Below are 26,321 nucleotides of genomic sequence, written 5' to 3' on the forward strand. Positions count from 1 at the left end.
TGTGTCGTTTTTTAATACACTCTTGTTGTAAGAGCTATTGTCTTATTTAAGGTATGTTACCATTATATTAGACTCACTAATTGATTAATCTTTTTTTATTCAAGAAAAGTAAATAAGTAGAATTTTTAATATCAATATTGATAAAACATTATTTATGACACCAATGTTCACATATGATGTAGCTAACATTTTCCATGGAAAATTGAACTTATGATAAGTAAAATTTATATATAGAGGTTTTTATAATAAACGGTATATAGTTATATATGTTAATGTATTTTGGATTTTTTAAAGAAATTGCATTTTTTTGCATGCACTAATTTAGTTATTATTTAATTTATTTATATGACAATCTATACCACATAACACTCTAGGATAGAGATATGTATTAGATGATTACAGGGGTGTTATAATAACGGTATGAAGCGAAACTAATATTTTAATAGAACTTGTAATAGAGTAACATAACAAAGTTATTACTGGCATGTGTTTAAATTTAAATGATGACATTTATTTATTTTAGTTTTATTGCTATTTCATATAACTTTCAAGTTAGAACTTAAATGTTATATTTATAACAAATGTTATATCTATAACAGTATTGTAGTAATGAGTTTTTCATCTAGTACATATAGAATATAAAAAATCCACTTAGAAGGTTAGAAGATATATAATTATCTTTATAAAGCCAATACACAACAATATTCAACATCTAGCATATTAAAATGTAATCATCATATAAAATAATACTTATCTTAATAGATATTAAACTCTGTTTCCAACTAAATTCTATATAATATATAATGTTACAATATGTTTGAAAAAAATTATTCAATAGCTCTTAATGTTTATCTATAACAAGATTAGTTGAATTTTATAAATGAGAGAATGGATCAGTGCAATTATTAATATTGTTGTTTTAAACATAATATCCGTCTTATTAGCAATAATTAGTATTGTATAGTTAGTTATGTTAATAGATGTATGATTTATTATATAATATAGATATTATAGGTGATTCTATTTAATCTGTTATTTGAACAATCATGACTATGATTGGTAAAATAATTTTGAAACATTATTGGTAAGTTATGATACATAAAGACCTGCGAGAATTCCTTTCTTTCTTAGAAGAGAAAGGAGAACTAAGACGTATTAAACAAGTAATTGATCCTCATCTTGAAATGACTGAAGTGTCTGATCGCGTTTTACAGCTCGGTGGACCGGCTTTATTATTCGAGAACCCTAAGGGTTATGACATGCCAGTGTTATGTAATTTATTTGGCACAGTTAATCGTGTCGCAATGGGTATGGGTAAAACAGATGTGAAATCTTTGCGTGAAGTAGGGCGTTTGATTGCTTTTCTTAAAGAACCTGATCCTCCTTGTGGTTTTCGTGATTTTTATAACAATATTCCACATTGGAAGCAAGCGCTTAACATGACAACCAAGCGTCTTCGTTATGCCCCTTGTCAAGAGCGGATCTGGTCTGGAAAAGATGTTGATTTAACTCGCTTCCCAGTCATGAAGTGCTGGCCTGGCGATATTGGACCATTGGTCACATGGGGATTAACGATCACACGAGGCCCAGATAAGGAAAGGCAGAATCTCGCTATTTACCGTCAACAAATCATAAGTACTAATAAACTTATTATACGATGGTTACCTCACCGTAGTGGTGCATTAGATTTTCGAGATTGGAATCGAAAATATATTGAGAGGCGTTTTCCAGTATCTGTAGCGCTTGGGGCTGATCCAGCTACTATTCTTGGAGCAGTAGCACCCATCCCAGATACACTTTCAGAATATTCATTTTCTGGGCTCATACGTGGCGCTCACACTGAGGTTGTTAAATCTATATCTAATGATTTAGAGGTACCAGCTAGAGCAGAAATAATTTTAGAAGGATACATTGAACCGGGTGAAACAGCACCTGAAGGTCCTTATGGTGATCATACTGGATATTATAATGAAATAGATGAGTTTCCTGTTCTAACGGTGACGCATATTACACAGCGTCGTTCAGCAATTTACCACTCCACTTATACTGGACGCCCTCCAGACGAGCCTTCGGTCTTAGGTGTAGCACTTAATGAAGTTTTTATACCTATCTTACAAAAACAGTTTCCAGAAATTATTGATTTTTATTTACCACCAGAGGGTTGCTCCTATCGTTTAGCCATCTTAACAATTAAAAAGAAATATATTGGTCATGCAAAAGTCATCATGATGGGAGTGTGGTCATTTCTTCGGCAATTTATGTATACGAAATTTATCATCATCTGTGATGATGATATCAATGCTCGAGATTGGAAGGATGTGATTTGGGCGATAACTACACGAACAGATCCGTTACGTGATACAGTTATACTAGATAAAATGCCAATTGATTATCTTGATTTTTCTTCACCTACTTCCGGATTAGGATCTAAAATTGGGATAGACGCAACTGATAAATGGGCAGGTGAAACTCAACGAACTTGGGGAACACCTATCAAAAAAGACCCTGTTGTCACCGCGCATATAGATGAAATTTGGGATTCCTTGAATATATGAATAAATCACCAATAAAGGCTGAAGTTTTAATAATAAAATATACAATAATTGATGAGAAGTTCTAATTATCATCTTGATCTGTCAAGTGTTTTTTAGATCGTTTTTATGATAACAACGTATTGTGTCTCATTTACATTACAGCAAAGAATAGCTAACAAGGATGTCTATAGATATAATTAGTTTTTTCTTCTTTCTTCTCCGTTATGTTTATTAAATTGGTCTTTTCAGTTATATCAAAGGCATTTCCATATTATATTAGATTAATTACACGTTTAGAAAACTTTATAGATTAGGTTTATGTAAATCAACTTAATATCCATAATATTTATTTTAATATCCATAATATTTATTGTAGTGTTATGTTTTATGTGCACAAAAGATGATGACTGTGTTAGTCATGAAGCCATTCCTATGACTATATTTCGACAATATTATAATTTTTAATTGGTATATAACGTTTTATATTAGATAGTTTTAGTATAGTTAGTATCACTATAAAGGTTTATGTAATTTACAATATAGATAAAATATTTATTTTGTATTTATATTTTATTATTTTATTCAGTATAGAGATAATCTAATTATTCTACAATATGGAATTAATAAAAAATAAATTCTTATACTGGTACTTCAGAGATCTAATTCAATGATAGCGCCCTTTGTAATCAAGGAGCTTTATTTTTGTAATGTAAAAATATTTAAGCTATAATGAATATAGCTTATATCAACATATCATTAGTTTTGCAATGATAGAATTTATCTAAATAAGCAATAGCAATATTTAGATAAATTCTCAAGAATAAATCTCTAATGTGTAATGATATTTACTTTGTATTTTTCATGACAAGTTATTATTTTTATATATTGATTTTGCGATGTATTTTTCTACACACAAGATAGTATAATATATTACGATTAATATTAATTTCTATATAAATCAATATAATATTTTGTTCTCTTTTTATAAAATAAAAAATATCAATAAGTTTATATTAATAATTTTTACAAAGTTTAAATAAGTTTAACTAATCTAGTTAAATTAATAAAAAAATGTCCATAAGAAATAACTCTTATGTGTTTGAAAATATAATCAATAGATACAATTTGTTTTTTATAAAAAGTGTCAATATGTTTGATATATAAAAATTTTATTTTTTATTTTTTAGTAAAAAATGCTAGAAAAAATTCTAAAATAAAAGTAATCTAAATGGTTTAATCTATATGAAACAGATGGCGAATGTTACAAAAAATATAGTTTATTAAATATAAAAATGATGATCTAGTATATTGCTATTATAATTGTATAATTATAGGGTTATTATATCTGGTGTACCATAACTATAATGTATGAAATACGATCGTTCTCTAATATGAGATGGTATATTATTAATTTTCTGATACTCTAATCTTATAGGCTATCGTACAGTCTTCTATAAATAAGAATCAAGTGGTATCAAGGAATTGATAATAGAGAATATAAATTACCTCATTTAATAATTAACAAACCTAATATAATCGTCATAAAATAATAGATATCCATGTTCTTATTAGAACACACAAGAATAAAAAATAATTTTTTCTTTTTATAACTAGCCTAATATCTAAAATTTATATGCGTAAAGATAGCAATTAACTAAGTAATGACCGACATGCATATAATTACATTTATAAAAAACATCATTGGGTAATAAATTATTCAATAAGAACATAAAATGTAGTAGCGAGATATAAGGATATAACTATTCTTAACAGGAATTTTAAATTCGTTTATTTTTAACAGTCATATAGTCATAGTGACGTATCGCCTGCTTCTATCAAACCAAGAAGAAGATAATAGTTACAATAAACGTGATTATTGTAATATTGTAATATAATAATGAAAACTAGAATAATAATATTTAGAATGTTTATTTGTAAGTAAATCACTAATTTTATTACAGAGAAGACAAAACAGAATAATATCTGTAATTTACTGATTCTACGGAAGAAGAACTGACTAAACAGTTAAAGATCCTACGTAAAAAATAAGGATTAGGCATCTTATTTGGGATGTTTAGAAATCAAAGATAAACACACTTATCTATTTAAGTAAGTTCAGTTATAGAAATTATATTTTCTAATATTCAGTTCATCCTACCAGAAATAAAATCAATATAGTGACTCCAATATTTATAGAGAAAATAATTCAATATATCTGAATGTGGTTTTCTACAACCATATTTTTCAGTGGATTCGTAATTTGAGAAAGAGAATACACCAAATCATTGTATAGTCTAAAATCACACCTAAACCAGATAAATAAATGATTTCTTTATTCGCCATAAAGAGCGCTTCCTCAATGACACTATCTAATTTTAGTAATTGAAGATGTTGATTGTTCAATCTCCGAAAAATATCCATTTTCCTATTATACACGCATCTTACGCTTACTTAATATTATCAGGGTTGTAATAGACTTTATGATATTATTACTTATCCATCTAGTGAGATAGTCAGAAGGCAGGTTTACTAAAATGATAAATTTTTGTATACAAGTTATATTTTGAATTGTATCAAGATAATATCTTTGATTTCATTTATAATTTTATTATCTACAAAACTCCCTAATTACAACACATCATTATATTTATAGAATTATTCAATGTAATTTACTGATCTTCGATCGTTATCAATTGGCAGTTTTTATTAGGCTGTATAATTCAAAAGAGATGAATAAATTAAAATTTAACAAATATCTATAGAAAGTTTTAAATTTATTATTCATATTCATTCCAATCTATATTCTATAGAAGAATAGATTAATTATTCTGTATAGCTTAATATAAGATGTAAAGATCTCTTAAAATTAATGTGAGAGTAGTATAGTTTAGAGGTATTGATCATTATCAGTCTTCTCTACATATATGATATATTAGTTTAATATTATAATGAGATTATATGTGATAAAATTAGAATTTTCTAGTGATGTATAGCAGTACATCACGCATATTAAAATCTATGATTTTTACTTAATCAAGGAGGTGTTTCCATAGTTTTTCTTTTTTATTTCTTATTTTTTATTATGTCGACTGACTTTAATAAGTGTTTATTAGAGTTAACGTTTAGTGCAATCAAAAGGCATCTGATGTAAATATGAGAGCTAGAAATTTTTTAAATATCATTGTTTGTGATAATATATTTAATTATAAATTGTATAGAACTAATCTATATTACAGTTAGAATAATTATCTCTAATGTTTGAAGTTTTTATTTTTTATTAATTATAGTATCGTTCGGTAAGATCTATTGTGAAAAATCGATATTTCTTGAATTGATCGAAATAAACTGATATTCTTATCTAGGATATTAGAAGTTGATTGTAGAATATTGCATAGAAGTTTTAAACGATTCCTCTAGAGTACATAGAGGATTGAATCAGAACCACTATTACACTATAGATGATCAAATATAATATATATAATATAATACTTTAATGCATATTTTGATTCATCATAACTATATATTAGAGAATCTATGCTTAATTTTATTCATACAATTAGATAAACTAAAGTTAAAATGTATAAAATAATGTTATTTTTCTATGTATACATTGAAGGCTAATCCAGATAACTCACAAGAATCATGGATAATCTCTATATATTGAATATATAATTATATTTAATATTGTGAAAAACAGGCTTTATATAATTTTGTATTAAAAAAAACATATATATGGTTTTAAATAAATAATAGAATCCTATAATAGTTGGTGACATTAGATTAAAATATCTATATAAATAGAGTGCGTATCATCAATTAATGGAATAAAAATTATTTTTTTATGTATCTAGCAAGAATTATGATCGTTTTGTTTTCTATAATTATATAGATAATTATATAGAATGGGTGCATAATTGGTATTTTTTAAATGTCAATATAAGAATTATAGATAGATTCGTTATGGCAAGACATGAATATCAGTTGAGTTACTTATTAAGTAATATTAAAATGTTGATACAATCAATATCTTCTACGATTTAGATAATATATGAACATAACAAAAATAAATTTTATTTGCATATAACCCATATAATTTCATTGAGGAGTAATGCGGATATAAATTTCAGAGATTTTAGTTACATTTTATTATATCTAGTATCCTAATAATCTATTCAGATAAATCCCTATGATTATGTATAATCAATTCGGTGAAAAAGTTTATATACTTCATCTGAAGACTTAAATAAATTAATTTTTATTTAATTTAGTTATCATACCAAGATACATATATCGAAGTAATAATGTGACATACTTCATTTCTATTAGAACGAATTAAGTAAGGAATATTTCTAAATAATCTAGATTTTCAGCATTGATCGTATATTGACAGGGATATACAGTCGTTTGATATGTCTATACTGAATGATATGGACATATGGTTATTTTTTTTGGACAGTGATACTAATATCACTATAGTAGACCTAATTCTACATCATTAAAAAAATTAATTCTTAGCATTCAATATCAATATTTCTTCCCTAATAAATGAGTTTGTGTGAAGATAAATAATCTTAATTATCTCTAATTATATCAGATTTATTTTAAAGCTTATAGCACTGCTAAGGATGATTAAAATAATCAGCATCGACTCTACCTATAAAGTTAGGTGATAATTATAAAATCTAGTATTGATCACGCTGTGATGATCTGAAATCATTTAATATAATTAGGAATTAATAATAAAGTAATCGCATGACTATGCGATATCTTTATTTATATTATATAAAACATTTTAACTTAGAATAGAAAAAAGATGGATTCCATCTTAAATAAAAAATAGATATTACTGAACATATGGATATGAAAGTTAATAAGATCTCAATTACAACTTTTGATATGCACAGAAATAATTAAGAGAAATATGAAATAGCTTGCAATAATGAATTGTTATCAGCTTTATTGGCAACATAGATATTGACCCAACCAAGTCTGCGTGCTAAAATTGATAAACGTTTACTTACCACTAATAAACGACAGCGTAACAACCATTCATTCCTATCCGTATCAGAAAACAGATAGTATAGCTGTTGTAACATTGAACCACTCGTGACGACTAGTGTATTTATACCTTTTTTCCTCCAACGACTAGCTTCTTTTGAGCCATGATAATGTTTTTCGCAACGCTGATAGCATTCAAGGCTTTCTACTTCCGCACCATAGTAACGTAAGGTGTTTTCCAGTAAATTCCTCCCACCATTACCCCGAAGAATAAGGGCGCGCTTACCAAAAATAGTCTGTAAGGCTAGGTTCTGAATTAGTATCTCAGTTGTTTCTTGTGAGTCTGGCCAGTATACTTCATGTCCACTAATTTTATAAAAAGCTAATGCTGTACTGTGTCCTATTGCGTAGTAAGTTAATTTCTTCGGCCAGAAAAATTTTTCATTTGTAAAAAAAATATTAGCGTAATGAACAGCATTTTGAGAAAGAATAAAGACAAGATCTCCTTTTTTTAACATTTCTATTCTTTTAGATACAATATGCAATTGAGCGCCTGGAGCAAACTCTATTAGTGGAAATGACCACGCAATATGTCCTTGATGACGTAACTGGTTTACTAAGTCATCTGCTGATGGTTCTGGCCGAGTAACTAAAATATTCATTTAAATAACGTATCTACAGTAAATGATGAAAGAATCTTCTTCGCTCCGTGCATCAAGAGTTCTTCGGCTAATAAAATACCTATTTTTTCTGCTTGCTTGCGTGGACCTCGTCGTTCTTTACGTATGATATGACTACCATCTAACGAACCCACTAGTCCTCGTAGCCATAAATCCTCCCCTTCCAAAAGGGCATAACTACCTATTGGCATTTGACAGTGAGCAGCTAAACGAGTGTTCATAGCACGTTCTGCAATTATCCGATCTGCACTATCACTATGATGTAATATTTTAAGCAAGTTAATGGTTTCTAAATCATCTAAGCGACATTCAATACCTATTGCGCCCTGACCAACAGCAGGAAGTACTACTTCAGCTGGTATGACGTGTTGAATTCGGGAGCTTAAATTTAGTCGCTTTAGTCCAGCAACAGCTAGAATAATTGCATCATATGTCCCTTGATCTAGTTTATTAAGACGAGTTGCAATATTTCCACGAAGGAATTTAATAATTAAATCTGGGCGTTGAGCTCGTAGTTGACATTGGCGTCGCGGGCTAGATGTACCAATAATTGATCCTAGTGGAAGAAACTCCACTAATGAATAGTGATTGGAAACAAATGCATCATGAGGATCTTCGCGTTCACATATGGTGACTAAACCTAGTCCTTCTGGAAAATATATTGGTAAATCTTTGATTGAGTGCACTGCGATATCTGCATGATCTGATAAAATGGCCTGTTCTAATTCTTTTACAAATAACCCTTTACCACCTATTCCTATTAGCGATGTATTAAGTATAATATCACCACGTGTTATAATAGGCACTTTTTGTATACATAGTTCTGGATAATGTATGAGTAAAGAATTTGTGACATACTGTGCTTGCCATAAAGCTAGAGGGCTTTTTCGAGTAGCGATTCTTAAGACTTTTCGTGACATCTTTCATACCATCTTTCCTAATCTTTTGTAACTATGCCATATAATCAATTAAGTGTATAGACTCGATGAAAGGACAAGAATAGTTGAATTCAATATATGTTCATTCGTTTTACAGGGAGGCTCTACTATCAAATGAATAGCAGTTATAGAAAATCAAATTTAAATCATTTTAATTCAAATGAATGTTCATCATTAGCTGTGCGATATTTAATTAAAGAGATATCACCATTCTTTTCGTCCAAGCGAACTGCTTTAATATATCAACATTATTAGAATAAAAAATTAATTATTTTTAATATTGAGATACTTGCTATTAAATTTTTTTAAAGTAGATTCATAATGTTTTTAAATAACTTAATAAGCATTAGAGTATGTATTGTAATATACTTTTCCTAGTAGGAAAATACGAGAATCGTTGTACTATATTTTTATTATTTTCATTCCATGTTGTATTTATAGTTTATGGATTTAAGAAAAGTGTGATTAATCTCTTATTAAAACTGATTTTAATGCAGTATCCATGATGTAGATATATTATTATATAGTACTCATAATACTGTATGGGTATTTTATATATTCACAGCTTGATGTAATATACATATCAGTTTTTGTATCGTAAAATTATTAGAAAATGACCACTTGACTTTTACATTCATAAATCTATATTTTAATTAGAACTTTCAATACATTCATTAATGAACTATCAATATAAGTGAAGTGATATTTAACAATATTCGTTAAGCTATTTAGGATCAAATATTTTAATTCATAAAACAGATGAAATATAAAGAAAACATAGTAAGAGGAGAATTATATATTTATTAAAATATGTTCAATATTTCTAGAATGATTAATAATAATTATAATATTGTATTTTCTTTATTAATAGAAAGAATATAAGACTACATCTACATATTTTCTTCCGACAACTATGACGGATAAATCACTTGTTTTTAAAAGAGAAAATTATGACAATAATCATATTAAAATATGATATGACTATTTTTAAAATTCAATAATAATAAGATTATTAGATAATAAAGTAATTAGTTTCAAGAAACGATCTTATTTCTTGCATGATAGGGAAGACGTTAATATCTTTTTCTTCATCATAATAAATTATATTCAAATTTAACCTTGATAATTTATTATATAGAAATAAATCTATTATGTTAGAAACAACAAATTATACTAGAAATATAAGAAATATACTATTTGAAAATGACGTTAAATTTATATTTTTTCAATATTGATGATTAGTATGTTATTTAATATAAATCTTCGTATATGATGATTTCCACTTTAATTTTGTTATTTTTAATTAATAAACTCATCATTCATTTTTTATCAAACAAGTATTGATTACGTTTTTTAAAAAAATTTAGTATCATAAAAGATAATCAATATTAAAATTAAAATTTTAGAGATAAATTATACACAATACGAAAGGATTGTTAATCCAACGCAATCTTTTGTAATCAATATTTTATGTAATTTTTATATTTGAATACTTCAGAAGTAATTAAAAAAATACTTAGAGTATAAGGGATAATCGTATATTTTGTATGACCAAAAAATATAGTATTTATTTTTAAAAATGAATTCCATTGAGTACAGATTCTTTTTGTTATTAATTTTTGTATTTAGATTAAAGATAACATGAAATAAAATTATGCAATATATATAATATATATATTTTACACATAAAATCTATAATTGAATAGATAAGGTGTATCAAAATATGCATGTTATCTACAAGATGTAGTACAATTAATAACCAATAAAATCTTTAGCATTGAAGATGATGTTCGTAATGCAAATTATAAAAATTAAATTAACGATGATTAAATTAAGAGTTATATTACAAATAATGAGATCTCTAATTCTAATAATAATGATTGTGGGATTAGTCAGTTGCGGTTTTAAAGGGTCATTATCTCCTTCCAAATCAGAAGAGAATGATTTCTGTATTATTAATATTGTTTATCAGAGTCATCATATAACTCTAAATACTTTCATTTTATAAGAAAAATTTATTATGATTAATGGTATGAAGAATCATATTCTTAATTATAGGCATACACAGTGTTAAAACTATTTAATATCTTCAATACTTCTATCATAGAAATATTTCTATCATAGAAATCCAGTCATCACTGTTTTATCTTTTTTATAAGGTAAGATATAAACAAAATTATTATCTTTTTTTATTTGTTCTTCTATCTGTGATAAATAGCGTAAGTATTCTGATTTTAATATTTATTCCAATGTTTTTATGAAAATAATCTATTTCAACTTAAATTTCTTAATTTGTGAAAAATAGATTTCTATTTAAATAAATTTCTTACAAAACGTGATGACTAATAATTCTAATTCATCTTGTTTTTCTCTTATTTATAAGAGAAAAAGCTTATTTGTTTATATCTTTATGTTTAGTAGATTAATAGCATCATACATATGATTGACACAATGATACCTGAAATAATTAATAGATTTCATGTTATAATATAAAATGATTTTATCATTATTAATTAATTTTCTAGACAGAAAAGTCTACATTTAATAGATCATTAAGTGGTTAATATATAATTAATTTTTCAATTGATAGAAAATAGAATAATATGAAGAGATTAAAATCATTGGGTATAAACCAATTGATAATAAGTTATTGAGATATTTTTATTTAAAAAATTAATATTTTTAATATATCATAAAATAGTTTAATTTTTGATCAAAGATTAATAGCTTGCGCTCAATTGATATATTGGTTTCTTGATAAAGAAATAGACAATAGGTTTATATATATTTTAATAATATACATATCAAATACTATTTATAGCCTCCTATGTCTGTAATGCGTTTCTGATAGGTTTCTTATGGTTAGATCAAGGTAAATAGTAGTGGTGACAGATCATAATCTTCTGTCTCTAATTATAGAAAATCGTATAAAAAATTATTGTAATATAAGGACTATAAAGGTTTTTAGGTAAAAATATTACAAAAGTATTCTCTAGGAATTTAGTTAAAATCAAATATGGTCTATACACATGCTTTTTATCTAGAAAATTGATATCGAAAATCGTGATTATACAATAAAATATGGATGCTTTATACTATAAAGATTGCCTAATTATTTATAAGTGTATTGAAAATGATTATAGATCATATGTAGCATCATTGATATCTCTTTTTATTTAGTATTGATTTGCCTTCCTTGAGTAGGAATTTAATTTTTGTACAATTAAATTGTATATATATTTCTGATATTGTTATAGATTTTTCTTCAACTTTCCTTTATTTCCCTTATGAGATGTGTCGGATTTACTAAGAATTTTATCCTACCAAGACATTTAGATACATGTAGTTTTTGTTATCGTGACCAGGTGACCCACCATGTTTAGTAGGTATGGACTAAAATATATTGAATAATTCAACTGATTTAATTTTTGATATTATTTGTAGAAATAGACCCATCTACTGATAGGACTTTGGTTTAATATACTTTATTTCTTATTACTTCCTACATAAAGAAGGATATGTTTTAAAGAACATTCTAACCACTAAAAATAGTGGTTAGCGTTAAGAATTAACTAAAGTATATTAATAGAATTCAGTTGTTTAAAATAATATGTTAAGCGATCTATCATAGATAACTGCGATTCATGCAACCATACCCTGGGATCATAAAACTTCTTATTTGGCTTATCATCTCCTAAATAATTTCCAAGCTGACCTTGGAGGTAAGATTGATTTTTTTTATAGTATTGCAGGATACCATGCCAGGATGCCCATTGAATATCGGTGTCAATATTCATTTTAACAACACCAAATCTAATAGCTTCTTTGATTTCATTAGAAGATGATCCTGATCCACCATGAAATACCAAGTTTAATGGGTTATGAGATAAATTGTGTTTTTTCATAACAAAATCTTGTGAGTCACGTAAAATAATTGGCTTTAATGTTATATTTCCTGGTTGATATACACCGTGAACATTACCAAAAGAAGCTGCAATTGTAAAATCTGTACTGATGGAACTGAGCATAGTATAAGCATAGTTCACATCAGTTGGGTGCGTATACAGTTTGGCTGCGTCCATATGGCTATTCTCAACACCATCTTCTTCTCCTCCAGTACAACCTAGTTCAATTTCTAGAGTCATATTGATTTTTTTCATGCGTGATAAATATTCGCTAGAAATTTCAATATTTTTTTCTATAGATTCCGAAGATAAGTCAATCATATGAGAGGAAAACAAGGGTTTTCCATGTTGAATAAAATAATTTTCCCCCTCTTTTAACAGCCCATCAATCCAAGGTAACAATGTTTCTGAACAGTGATCAGTGTGCAATATTACTGGAATACCATAGTATTTTGCCATTAAATGGGCATGTTTCGCACCAGATATGGCGCCAAGAATAGCAGCGGTGTGGGGTGGTTGGGTCTCAAGTTTTTTTCCAGCAATAAATCTTGCTCCATTATAAGAAAATTGAATAATCACTGGAGATTGAACTTGTGCAGCAGTTTCTAATACAGCGTTAATAGAATTAGTATCTATACAATTCACCGCTGGTAATGCAAAATGATTATCTTTAGCTGCTTTAAACACTTTTTGTACATCATGACCAGTAATAACACCTGGTTTGATAAAATCTAAAAGATTAGACATATAAACTAGTCCTGCTTTATGAGATTAGTTGAAGAGAATTTCTAATATTCACTAGAAAACAAAGATATTTATTTCTTAATATATCCATGATGTGTACGATTTTTTAGTATAGTCACCGCAGGTAAATCCTTTCCTTCTATAAATTCTAGGAAAGACCCCCCGCCAGTAGATATATAAGATATTTTGTCTTTGATACCCAATAAATCAATAGCAGCTAGTGTATCCCCACCTCCTGCAATAGAAAACGCATTACTATCTGCAATTGCTTGAGCAATAATTTTCGTACCTTTCTGAAAGTTAGGTAATTCAAATACACCAACAGGACCATTCCAAAGAATAGTACGAGCGGATTTTAATAATTTAGCCATAGAAAAAGCAGTTTTATCGCCAATATCTAAAATCTCTTCATTCACTTGTATTTCAGAGACCCTCTTAACAATACATTGATTCTTTTCTAAATTCGGTGTAGTTACACGAACATCAATAGGAACTTCTATCGAGAAGGTATCACGCAATATTTTAGCTTGATTAACAAAAACTGGTTCATAAAGTGAATTCCCTACACTATTATCAATAGCAATAAAAGTATTAGCAATTCCCCCTCCAACAATTACAGTATCAGCAATCTTGCCAAGCGAATGTAGCGTATGAAATTTACTAGAAACTTTGGACCCACCTACCACCGCTACCATAGGACGAGAGGGATTCGTAAGAGCTTGGTCTAAAGCGTCTAATTCAGATAATAAAAGTGGACCTGCACAGGCAACCTCAGAAAATTTGCTTACTCCATGAGTAGAAGCTTGTGCTCGATGCGCAGACCCGAAGGCATCCATAACAAAAACATCACATAATGCAGCATATTTTTTAGAAAGCATTATGTCATTGGTTTTTTCTCCTTTATTAAAACGAACATTTTCTAGTACTAAAACTTTTTCAGAGGAAAAGTGAATACCGTTTAAATAATTTTTTACGAGAGAAACACGATTCCTACCCAACTTTTCTTTTAAATAGTTTACTACAGGTAAAAGAGAGAAGTGTTCATTGTATTCCCCTTCAGTTGGGCGTCCCATATGTGAGCTTACCATTATATAAGCGCCTTTTCTAAGGGCTATTTCAATAGTTGGTAGAGCGGCGCAAATACGTGCATCAGATAAGATTTTTCCTTCTTGGACTGGGACATTAAGATCAGAGCGAATTAGAACACGTTTTCCAACAAGATCTAGATCAATCATCTTTGCTATAGGCATACCCCCCCCTTTTTTTTAATAAAAGACTATAAGATAGTTTTTGTTATGAGTGGATTTTCATCAGAGAAAGCGTGTTTTATATTTAGTATAAACTACAGTTATAATAACAAATGAACTATTAATATTTTTATAAATGCAATAATATTGCACAAACCGTCACATTATTTTGAAATATACTATTGAGCGTGGATTATCTTTTCTTATTAAAGACGATATATCTGTAATGAGTGGTATTTATTATAATAGTCTTCTAATTTTTTATTCTAGAATAAATAAATTATGAGTAAGCTAATCTCAAGTAAATGAATATTGTATTCATATATTAGAGCATTGGTATTTAGCTTAATAATCAACGCATGATGTTATGTATTTTTTAAACACGTTGATCAGAACTGAATTGAGTATCAATTATTATTTACACTAGAATCAATAATTACTAATCAGAAACATTCATACTGCAGATTAGCAAGACAGAACAGATAGAAACCATACCATATTAGATATGATTGTCTAATAAATACTCTATTTTAATTGACTAGCTTCATTGTTTTTATTGAGGAAATACCTGCCATTTACTAGAAATAATTATGAGGTATTGTAGGTAGAATATTGCCTAGATATTTAAACAATGTTTACTCTGTTAAACTTGGTCTAGTTCTAAAAGTTGTATTCTATATCTAAAAATAAAAAGAACGTTATATATTTCCCTATCCTAATCATTTCTAATTTAAAAGAGGAAAATAATAGAAGTATTGGATTTTATATTTTGTTATAACACGAATTATTATGATAATATCAATATATTACATAATGGATTCTATAAAAATTGTCCAATCCCTTAATATTATTTTTATTTATTTATAATAAAAATATTACTTTTCTATAAAAAGTACTAAACCATTATTAATATTATGTATCAACTCTTAACAATATTGATTCCATCTATTTATATAATTCAAGTGCAGAATCTGATTCAATCATAAATCTATTAAAGTGTATTAAAAATTAGAAATTATTAGTATTTAAATTATTCGTTTAATACCTATATAAAGTCATTCTAATAAGCATGACTAAGAGAATAATTAGAAAATATTTTTAATGAATTAACTTTTTATTATAGAATTTAAGTAGGTCTTTGATCTTTTTGACTACGTTTTCTACTGTAAAGCCAAATAGTTTAAAAAGTTTTTCTGATGGAGCTGATTTACCAAATTGGGTCATTGCTATAATAGCACCGTTTAGACCAATATATTTAAACCAATAATCAGCAATACCTGCTTCAATTGCTACGCGAGAAGTTACAGAACTTGGCAATACCGATTCGCGGTAACAAATATCTTGTTTATCAAATACATCAGTAGATGGCATAGAAACTAAACGTAATTTATACCCTTCTTCGGTGAGGTATTGATATGCATTAACTGCTAATTGGACTTCAGATCCAGTGGCAATTATAATAAGGTCTGGTTGTCCTACACAATCGTGGAGTATATATGCACCACGAACAACATTAGATAATTGTTCATCAGTACGTTTTTGTTGTGTTAGGTTCTGACGGGAAAGCACAAGAGCAGTAGGTCCATCATAACGTTCAATAGCGAATTTCCAGGCAATTGCACATTCAACCTGATCACAAGGTCTCCAAGTGCTCATATTTGGTGTAAGACGCAAACTCGATAGTTGTTCAATGGGTTGGTGTGTAGGACCGTCCTCACCTAACCCAATAGAGTCATGAGTATATATCAGAATCTGTCTGATTTGCATTAATGCCGCCATGCGTACGGCGTTACGGGCATATTCAAAAAACATTAAAAAGGTTGCCGTATATGGCAAAAAACCACCATGGAGCGCTATTCCATTAGAAATCGCACTCATACCAAATTCTCGAGCTCCGAAGTGAATATAGTTGCCCGATGGATCTTGATGAATAGGCTTAGATCCAGACCACGTAGTAAGATTGCTTGGTGTTAGATCTGCAGAACCACCTAAGTACTCTGGCAATAGTTTTCCAAAAACCTCGATAACACTCTGTGATGCTGTACGAGTAGAAATATTTTTTGGATTAGATTGTAATGTTTGAATAATGCTCGTTGATTGAAAATTCCACTTTAATGGTAACGTTTTTTTCAGACGTCTTTTCAGTTCTTGAGCAAGCATGGGGAAGTTTTTCTCATATTGTCTAAATTTTCTTCTCCATCTTTCTTCTTTTGTCTGACCGCAACCTTTAGCATCCCATTGTGCATAGATTGTTTGTGGAATCTTAAATGGTTCGTGGTGCCAGCCTAACTTCTGACGAGTTAAAAGAACTTCTTCATCTCCTAAGGGGCCGCCATGGGCTTGATTTGAACCACTTTTATTTGGAGAACCAAAACCAATTACAGTTTTGCATATTAGTAAAGATGGCTGGTTTTCAATTTTAATTGATTCTTCGATCGCTTTGGTGATTGAATCAAAATCATGTCCATCTATATCACGTATTACATGCCAGTTATAAGATTCAAAACGTTGTGCAGTATCATCAGTGTACCATCCACTAGTTTCTCCATCAATAGATATACCATTTTGGTCATAAAATACAATTAGTTTTCCTAACTTTAATGTACCTGCTAGTGAACATGCTTCATGGGAGATGCCTTCCATCATACACCCGTCTCCCATAAAAACATAGGTTCGATGATCTACTATCAGGTGTCCAGGACGATTAAATTGCGCAGCTAGCGTTTTTTCTGCAATGGCCATACCGACTGCGTTAGCAACACCTTGCCCAAGGGGACCCGTAGTAGTTTCTACGCCTTCTGTATGAGCATATTCTGGATGTCCTGGTGTTTTAGAATTGATCTGACGAAAATTAGCTAATTCATCTATTGATAAATTGTAACCACTAAGATGTAACAGACTATAAAGCAACATAGAAGCATGCCCGTTCGAGAGCACAAAACGATCACGATTAGCCCATAATGGATTTTTTGGATTATGGTTAAGAAATTTGCACCACAAAACTGTTGCTATATCTGCCATACCCATTGGGGCTCCCGGATGACCAGATTGCGCCTTTTGTACTGCGTCCATGCTTAATACACGAATAGCATTAGAAAGCTCTCTAAAAGAACACATGTTTGTCTCCAGACAATGTATAATTCTGTATTATAAAACATATAAGGATGAACAAGTAATGAGAAAAACTTAAAAATATTTAAAATTACTTTATCAAAGTACAAATATATATTTTATAACATAAGAATTGTAATTATTATACAATTTTATCATTTAAAAATTGAGTAAACTAATTTTATGCAGATTAATTCGTTATTAAAATATATTGAAATAATAATCCTCATATGCATTCCTGTTAAATAGACTTTTTAATATAAATCTATTAATAAAATAAAGATTGCATATTTCTTTTTATACCGATATTAAACTGGTTAAAGATAAAGCTAAATAAAATTCTTAAAATTCTAACAGGGATGCCTCGTCCTATAGAACGAACAATAAAAAAGATTGTTAGTTTTGACCCATATGGAATAAACTAACTCTTTTTCTAACGGTAGAAAGCTCGATTACAAGAAAAAGTGTTTAAACAATATGACATTATTTTAAATAATACTATTATTAAATAATATAATACATCTGACTAATTAAGAAGTCTTATTTTATTAATAATTAATAATTATTCCGATAATTTCTCATATATAATAAAAAGTCGATCTGGAAATAATCATATATGATATGATATTTGACTTATAATAAATCCAATTAGATGAACATATTTTTAACTAAAATTCATCCTGTTTTAAATAAAAGTTGTTCTTCTATGGAGATTTTTTAAGAAACTAGGTTTTTGGTATATTCACTATATAGAAGATTATTGTCTTATATACATAATGTGTTTTTGTATAAACAATCACATATTATGAATAAATCACATAATTCTGAGTATAACCACCTGATAGATTTGGATCAGAGACCGATTATACCAATTTTCTATGTACTTGTTAATATTATTTAACTCATTATTATTGATTAATATAATGGAATATTAGGTCCCTAATATCTGCATTAACTGTCTAATATCATTATTATACTCCTTTTAGTCATCTACTTAAATATTACATCAATGTATATAGACCACTTTTTTCTTAAAGGAAATACTATATTTTATTCTTCATTGTTCTATTTTATTATTAGAACGTCGCTCTAATCAGAGTCTAGTCCATTTGATTTACAAAAATAAATATTATGGAAGATTCTATAGAAGATTATATAAATAAATATGTTATTTATAATTAAAAATCCTATATTGATAATAGCATAGATTTTGTATACAAGGTCTTCTGGTTGTAGACTTAATTTGTAAAGGATTTTTGATGTCCTATCATCGGTGTTCACTAAAATCATGGCATACTTTTGGTATTAATGTTTACGCTAATAATATTGTGATAGCTACAAGTACAGCTTCTCTTTTTTATCAATGTCAGAAGCAAGATTATCAGAAGGATGAGCCAATACTATTATTAGGCCAGGGTAGTAATGTACTATTTCTACAAGATTTTAACGGAAAAGTACTTATTAATCGCATTAAAGGAATTAGTATCGTCGAAAAAACTAATTCATGGTTATTACATGTAGGTGCTGGAGAAAATTGGCATCAACTAGTAAAAACTACATTAGATAAAGGACTTGGTGGTTTAGAAAATTTAGCACTGATTCCTGGTTGTGTTGGATCAGCACCAATTCAAAATATTGGAGCTTATGACCTTGAACTAGATCAAGTGTGTGAATACGTAGATATTATCTTTTTGTCTAATGGAGAATATCGACGTCTTAACACGATAGAATGTTGTTTTGGTTATCGAGATAGCATATTTAAACACTTGTATAAGGATCCATATGCTGTTATTGCTGTTGGGCTGAAATTAAAAAAAAAATGGAGACCTATTCTTACCTATGGTCATTTGCGCTATCTTAACTCAAAGACAGTAACACCAATAAAAATATTTAACGCTGTGTGTCAAATGCGTCGTAGTAAACTCCCGGATCCACGGACAATAGGTAATGCGGGGAGTTTTTTTAAAAACCCGTTAATCACTTCTTCAGTGGCTTCTGATTTGTTTTCTCGTTATCCTAATATTTCACAATATTTACAAAAAGACGGTCAAGTAAAATTGTCTGCTGCTCAACTTATTGATCACTGTCTTCTGAAAGGACACCATATTGGTGGAGCTGCGGTATATGGTAAGCAAGCAATAGTATTGATTAATACTGGTTCTGCTAGCAGTGAGGATGTCGTAAATTTAGCCCGTATTGTTCGTCAACGTGTGGCGGAGAAGTTTAATGTTTGGTTAGAACCAGAAGTATGCTTTATTTCTGCAACAGGAATAACGGATTCCGTAAAGGTCATAACATGAATAACCCTATTATACCCATAAAATTTGTTCAGATTCTATCTGATGGTAAACTTCATTCAAGAGAAGAACTGATTCACAATTTGGGAATAGGATTAATAGATATTTGTAATTATATCCAGATATTAAAACATATGGGAATTAATATCTTAACTATTAGAGGTCAAGGCTATTGCCTGGGATTTACTATGTACCTTTTAGATGAAAATATCATTCAAGAGGAGATGACAGGAGGGCGTTTATCAGTTATTCCAGTGATTGACTCCACTAATCAATACTTATTAAATTCCATTTCTAAATTAAAAAAAGGTGATGTTTGTATAGCTGAACATCAGAGGATGGGGCACGGTCGACGAAGTCGACCGTGGTTCTCTTCCTTTGGATCCAATCTGTATTTATCTATATATTGGCGTTTAAAAAAAAACTTAGTATCAAGAACATATCTAAGTCTTATCATAAGTTTAGCAATTTCTGATATTTTACAGAAAAAAGGAGTATGTAATATTAAAATCAAATGGCCCAATGATATTTATCTTAATAATCGTAAACTAGCTGGTATTTTGATAGAAATAAAAAACCAATCCAGTCAATTTCTGGATTTAGTGATTGGAATAGGAATTAATCTCAATATGCATGATCAAGCTCAGGAAATAATGAGAAAGCACGGTGGAATAGATCTTCAATCGGTTGGCATAAATGTAGATCGAAATATTTTATCAATTTTAATTATTAACACAATACGTAATATATTAACCCAATTTGAACAATATGGATTATGCTCATTTATTAGACCAGAAATAAAAAGATAGTGACATTAATCATCTAGTCAGTCTTCTTAATAGAAAGTCAAACTCTAAATATAACTAATTAGACATATATATCAAATAGATAATTAGACATATATATCAAATGGATTTGATGTTAAATGTATATGCAGGCACCATATTGTTTGAAACATATAACGCTTAGATTTAAATCAATTTAGTATCAGGCTGTATTTTATCCCTGAATTATGTTATTAGTGATATCTCACAAGAATCGTATATTACTAATAAGTCATAATGCATTATTGTAATATGTATATATTCAGCTATATATATTGTTATGAACATTGGTACCCGTTATTACAGATGCATAATATGTTTATGTTCTTTTATTAAACTAAGTTCTTTTAGAAGAAAGTAGATCTGTAAGATACTGTAATGCAAGTTCACATATCGTAATTAATATAAGAATGATGTAAATCATTAGTTATCATATACATAATATTAGAAGCGTTTCTTTTTTGTCCTAAAGTAGGATCAAATCTAATATCCTCGTTCTTTTTAGTTATAATAAAAAGTCTGTTCTTCTCTGTATTTGATTTAATGGCTAAATTCAATCTAATGGTTTTTCTTGTCTTAGTTTTATTACTTCGAATCATGATTTAATCTTCTTTTTATAACACAAAGGAGATTGTTCTGAATTATTAATGAAAATACGATACTTATAATATCTAAATTTAATTTTTTCTACCCTATGTTTTAGAACTGTGGTTGAATCAGAACTAATTATATTTAATTCTCTGTAAGATAAGTAGAATTTCGATAATTAAAAAAAATAATTAGCATATTAATTTAAATTAATCTCTTTCTTATAAGGTTAATAATGATAAACACTAAATGACTATGGATCATGATGATTAATATATTGTATATTATCTCTATTACTTAAAATATAGTCAGAATATTGCATAATTAGATCACTATTAGTATCAGTTAATTGATCATAAGAAAATAGTCTTTCTTCTATAACATCATGATCTGTCATTGCCATCTATGCTTGTTATAAGAGAATTTAATTGACATAATATGGAAGTTTATATGACTTAATTAATAAGTGATATATTATTAATTACAAAATTTAATTTTTATTAATACAACTAAAATACAACTTTTGTATTAGAGAATAAATTATGACCGATCTTGTGCATTAACAAAAACATCCATGGCCAAAGTATTCCGCTTGTGACGCCATTCCATAATTGTTCTGGACAAAAAACCACGTTTATGACTAATAAATTGGATATAAAGATAATAATATCCATCACCCATGCTAATATTATTATAGATAGCGCTTGTTTCCATAACATTAAGTTACAAATTTGATGATTTTGTCTGGACACTATATAAGCAATCACGCTGAAAGCTAGCGAATGTAGACCTAGGGTAGATCCATAGATAAGATCTGTTACAATACCCATAGAAAATGCAGTACCAATATTGATCCGATCAGGCATTATTAGTATCCAATAAATTAGGATTAATAATAACCATGAGGGACGAAATAATGATAATGATTCAGGCCATGGCATGCTTTGTAATATTAATGCAACTAAGAAAGACAACCAGATTAACCAATATTTGCAACTACGGAAATAATTTAAAGACTGCATGGGTTCATATAGTTTTAAGAAACTAAGCATATATCAGTTTCTTGTGTACCTTCAGTAGTTTTGGGATGACTGGAGCGACTTGTTGTTACTTTGTTTTTCAGTTGTGTTTTGAGTCTTTGATAATAATGACATGGTCATTTTCTTTTTTTGACGTTCTTCAGCTATATGACGCACTTCATCAGGCATTGGTGGTTGAGTTGTATAACGATTTCCAACCCATAAAAGAAGTAAGTATCGTAGATGTTGTAAATCGGCTATTGGTCGCGCCTGAATAATAGAATAACCACGATGATTGTCTTCTTTAATAGAAGATACAATTGCAACAGGATAGCCTTCGGGAAAACGACCTCCAAGACCAGATGTCACTAACATGTCTCCACAGCGCATATCAGTATGATCCGGATAATATTCAAGTTGTAGTTCTTTTGAACATCCATTTCCAGAAGCAATAGCACGCATATCGTTACGTAATACCTGAATGGGTAACGCATGAGAGGCATCACAGATTAATAAAACTTGACTGGTATGTTTACTAACTGAGATTACCTGTCCGACTACGCCTTGATCGCTAATAACAGGTTGCCCCTCATAGACGTTGTCTATGCTACCTTTATCAATCATTACTTGATGCATATATGGATTCGCACTAGATGAAATTACTTGTGTTATCATCTTGTGTTCATCTTCACGTAGTGGTGATCCAAGCAAGGCTCTGAGATGAGCATTTTCCTTTTTCATGTGATTTAATATAAGTAATTCACTATTTTTACACATAAGTTGATTTTGCAGTGCTTTATTTTTTAGATTGAGTGTATGATGAGAAGTAGCTATTTGAGATAAATAATCTAACATTTGACGAGGAACCTTTATAAGAAGATAAAATGAACTAATAACGGTATTCATATAAGCACGAATAGAAGAGAAAGTGTGAAATCGATTATCGGCAATCATCATCATCGCGCTAAGAGTGATTGCTATTAGTAGATGCAAGAGCAAAGAACTAGTTTTACCAAACATCGGTTTCATAAAGTAAATGTTATCCTTCAGACTTCTGAGTCAATAAATTTTTACTAAATGATAGAAAGATATTTTTATTAAATACGGTCAAGATAGCGATGCTATTACTGATCTATGTATTCTTATAACTACATATAAGAATAAATATTAAACAGAGGATCTCTTACTAATTAGATCCTAGAATTTAGTAAATGTAAATACATTAGAACTGATATAAACTATATATTCTTTTCACAAGCAGTTATAAAAGCAGTGTTGAACTGATTATGTTCTGTGATTTAATAAGAGAAATTATATTTTTTTTATACAATTTTAAACGTACTGACAAAATCATCAGAATATCAGAAAAACTACTAGTCTTCACTAAATAAATCTCCCCCATGCATGTCAATCATCTCTAAAGCTTTACCACCTCCTCGAGCAACACAAGTTAATGGATCTTCTGCGATTACCACAGGAATACCAGTTTCTTGCATCAGCAAGCGATCCAGGTTACGTAATAACGCGCCACCTCCAGTAAGAACGATGCCTCGTTCAGAGATATCAGATGCTAATTCAGGAGGGCATTTTTCTAAGGCAACCATTACAGCACTGACAATACCAGTTAAAGGTTCTTGCATTGCTTCTAGTATTTCCTGAGAGTGTAAAGTAAAAGCACGTGGAACTCCTTCTGCTAAGTTTCTTCCTCGTACTTCAATTCCACGTATTTCATCACAAGGATAGGCAGACCCAATACCATGTTTAATCCGTTCAGCGGTAGCTTCGCCAATAAGAGAGCCATAGTTTCGTCGAACATAATTAATAATGGCTTCGTCAAAGCGGTCGCCACCAATTCGAACAGAAGAAGAATATACTACGCCATTTAGTGAGATGACTGCAACTTCAGTAGTACCACCTCCAATATCTATCACCATAGATCCAGTTGCATCAGAGACCGGAAGACCTGCTCCAATTGCAGAAGACATTGGTTCTTCAATCAAGAAGACTTCACGCGCGCCAGCACCTTGAGCAGATTCACGAATTGCACGGCGTTCTACTTGTGTCGCTCCTACAGGAACACAGACAAGAACGCGAGGGCTTGGACGCATAAAGCTATTACTATGCACTTGTTTAATAAAATGTTGCAGCATCTTTTCAGTAACAAAAAAATCAGCGATTACTCCGTCCTTCATGGGACGGATAGCAGCAATGTTAGTAGGGGTGCGCCCTAGCATTTGTTTTGCAGCATAACCAACTGCTGCTACGCTTTTTGGTGCACCGGCACGATTTTGTCGAATAGCAACAACAGAGGGCTCATTAAGTACGATACCTTGTCCTTTCACGTATATTAGAGTATTCGCAGTACCCAAATCGATAGAAAGGTCATTAGAAAAAATGCCACGGAATTTTTTAAACATGCTATAAAAACAGTCCTTTAATCTAAAAAAATTCTAATTACTGACATTTGTAAATAACATAAAATGTCTATTAAATAAATAAAAACTGATCATAAAAATGATCTTGTTTTCTATATTGTTTACAACAAAGTTTTATCAAAAATAACGTATTTAGAAATATGTACGTATAACACCTCTATGGAATATAAATATGAGTTTAAACTATTGAAATAATTATTTGAATGGTTTCATACATTAATAATAGCTTGTATGTTAGCATGGCTAGTACTCTGAGTGCTAGATATATGACTTTACCATCTCAAGCACTTCAATATATTTTCTTTTTTTATTGTTATCTCTTTTTATTATTTCCCTGATATATTTATACGTCTATGGTTAACTGAATGAAGAAAATTAGAGTATATTAAACTATATATAAGAGGATGAATGAAATCTAAAATATAAGAAAAAATCAGTATGACCTATCTTTACATAACTAAAAATTTATTAAGTCAAATATCACAGAATCGACGATTTAATTGATAATTTTATAATGCGATGAGTTTTTTATTCTGATAATAGAAGAGAATAATATTGCCCCATAGAACATTCTGTAGTCTATACAATTATTGTAAACTAAGTTTTTAGACAAAACTGATAATGTGTTATACAATAAATTTATTGATTGGTATCAAAATAGATAAGAATTTAGAGGTTCTAATGTTAGATAAATTTTACTAAAAAATAATTATATTTTATATGATATCAGATTTAAATTATGTTTATAACATGATTCGGTTAATAAATTATGGTAATTTTATATATACATTAATATACATAACTCATTTGACTTGACTATAAGATTAGCAGCGTATCTTATAAGCTAATTTATACAATTATATATACTAATAATATTATAACACGTCATTATAAATAAAAAGGATTTTTATTTCTATAGATCTGCAAATAATTAAGAAATATGAATATTTGATGCGTTTAAAGCATCGTTTTTTCTACTATACAGACCTCCATTGACTAAG

At 29.0% G+C, this 26,321-nt stretch carries 12 protein-coding genes; 3 read left to right on the forward strand and 9 right to left on the reverse strand.

The features are described from left to right. Window positions 1-1,091: 1,091 nt before the first annotated feature. On the forward strand, window positions 1,092-2,555 hold the full coding sequence (gene ubiD, locus HACICURV3402_RS01530; protein ID WP_157992598.1) for a 4-hydroxy-3-polyprenylbenzoate decarboxylase: 1,464 nt from the start codon (window positions 1,092-1,094) through the stop codon (window positions 2,553-2,555). 2,223 nt (window positions 2,556-4,778) lie between these two features. Here the strand turns inward: ubiD and HACICURV3402_RS01535 are convergent. The 6 genes from HACICURV3402_RS01535 to tkt all read right to left on the reverse strand — a co-directional run bounded on the left by HACICURV3402_RS01535 (window position 4,779) and on the right by tkt (window position 18,163). Beyond that, window positions 4,779-4,955 carry a hypothetical protein gene (locus HACICURV3402_RS01535; protein ID WP_157992599.1) on the reverse strand — a complete coding sequence of 59 codons (177 nt, stop codon included), beginning with the start codon at window positions 4,953-4,955 and terminating at the stop codon, window positions 4,779-4,781. A 2,489-nt stretch (window positions 4,956-7,444) separates the two neighbouring features. Further along, window positions 7,445-8,194 (reverse strand): uroporphyrinogen-III synthase, encoded by a 750-nt coding sequence (gene hemD, locus HACICURV3402_RS01540; RefSeq protein ID WP_157992600.1) that lies wholly within the window; start codon window positions 8,192-8,194, stop codon window positions 7,445-7,447. Next, window positions 8,191-9,132: a hydroxymethylbilane synthase gene (gene hemC, locus HACICURV3402_RS01545; RefSeq protein WP_157992601.1), complete on the reverse strand. Its 942-nt coding sequence runs from the start codon at window positions 9,130-9,132 to the stop codon at window positions 8,191-8,193. Before hemC ends, hemD begins: the two co-directional genes overlap by 4 nt. A gap of 3,590 nt (window positions 9,133-12,722) precedes the next feature. Next, window positions 12,723-13,802, reverse strand: a complete 1,080-nt coding sequence (gene fbaA / locus HACICURV3402_RS01550; protein ID WP_157992602.1) for a class II fructose-bisphosphate aldolase — start codon at window positions 13,800-13,802, stop codon at window positions 12,723-12,725. Window positions 13,803-13,870: 68 nt separating this feature from the next. Beyond that, window positions 13,871-15,049 carry a phosphoglycerate kinase gene (locus HACICURV3402_RS01555; protein ID WP_157992603.1) on the reverse strand — a complete coding sequence of 393 codons (1,179 nt, stop codon included), beginning with the start codon at window positions 15,047-15,049 and terminating at the stop codon, window positions 13,871-13,873. 1,095 nt (window positions 15,050-16,144) lie between these two features. Next, the gene (gene tkt, locus HACICURV3402_RS01560; RefSeq protein WP_157992604.1) at window positions 16,145-18,163 is read right to left on the reverse strand and encodes a transketolase; all 2,019 of its coding nucleotides are present in this window, start codon (window positions 18,161-18,163) and stop codon (window positions 16,145-16,147) included. A gap of 1,253 nt (window positions 18,164-19,416) precedes the next feature. On the opposite strand from tkt, the gene murB reads away from it, so the two are divergent. Continuing rightward, the gene (gene murB, locus HACICURV3402_RS01565) at window positions 19,417-20,457 is read left to right on the forward strand and encodes a UDP-N-acetylmuramate dehydrogenase (RefSeq protein WP_157992605.1); all 1,041 of its coding nucleotides are present in this window, start codon (window positions 19,417-19,419) and stop codon (window positions 20,455-20,457) included. Then, the gene (locus tag HACICURV3402_RS01570; RefSeq protein ID WP_157992606.1) at window positions 20,454-21,263 is read left to right on the forward strand and encodes a biotin--[acetyl-CoA-carboxylase] ligase; all 810 of its coding nucleotides are present in this window, start codon (window positions 20,454-20,456) and stop codon (window positions 21,261-21,263) included. Before murB ends, HACICURV3402_RS01570 begins: the two co-directional genes overlap by 4 nt. Window positions 21,264-22,375: 1,112 nt before the next feature. Here HACICURV3402_RS01570 and mreD read toward each other — a convergent pair. From mreD to HACICURV3402_RS01585, 3 genes are all read right to left on the reverse strand, one after another. Further along, window positions 22,376-22,918, reverse strand: coding sequence for a rod shape-determining protein MreD (gene mreD / locus HACICURV3402_RS01575; RefSeq protein ID WP_408609265.1), 543 nt, complete (start codon window positions 22,916-22,918; stop codon window positions 22,376-22,378). 21 nt (window positions 22,919-22,939) lie between these two features. Continuing rightward, the gene (gene mreC / locus HACICURV3402_RS01580) at window positions 22,940-23,914 is read right to left on the reverse strand and encodes a rod shape-determining protein MreC (RefSeq protein WP_157992607.1); all 975 of its coding nucleotides are present in this window, start codon (window positions 23,912-23,914) and stop codon (window positions 22,940-22,942) included. Window positions 23,915-24,258: 344 nt separating this feature from the next. Then, a complete protein-coding gene (locus tag HACICURV3402_RS01585; RefSeq protein ID WP_157992608.1) occupies window positions 24,259-25,302 on the reverse strand; it encodes a rod shape-determining protein in 1,044 nt (347 codons plus the stop codon). Window positions 25,303-26,321: the final 1,019 nt, after the last annotated feature.

Source organism: Candidatus Erwinia haradaeae (assembly GCF_900698925.1).
Classification (GTDB): domain Bacteria; phylum Pseudomonadota; class Gammaproteobacteria; order Enterobacterales; family Enterobacteriaceae; genus Erwinia_E; species Erwinia_E haradaeae_I.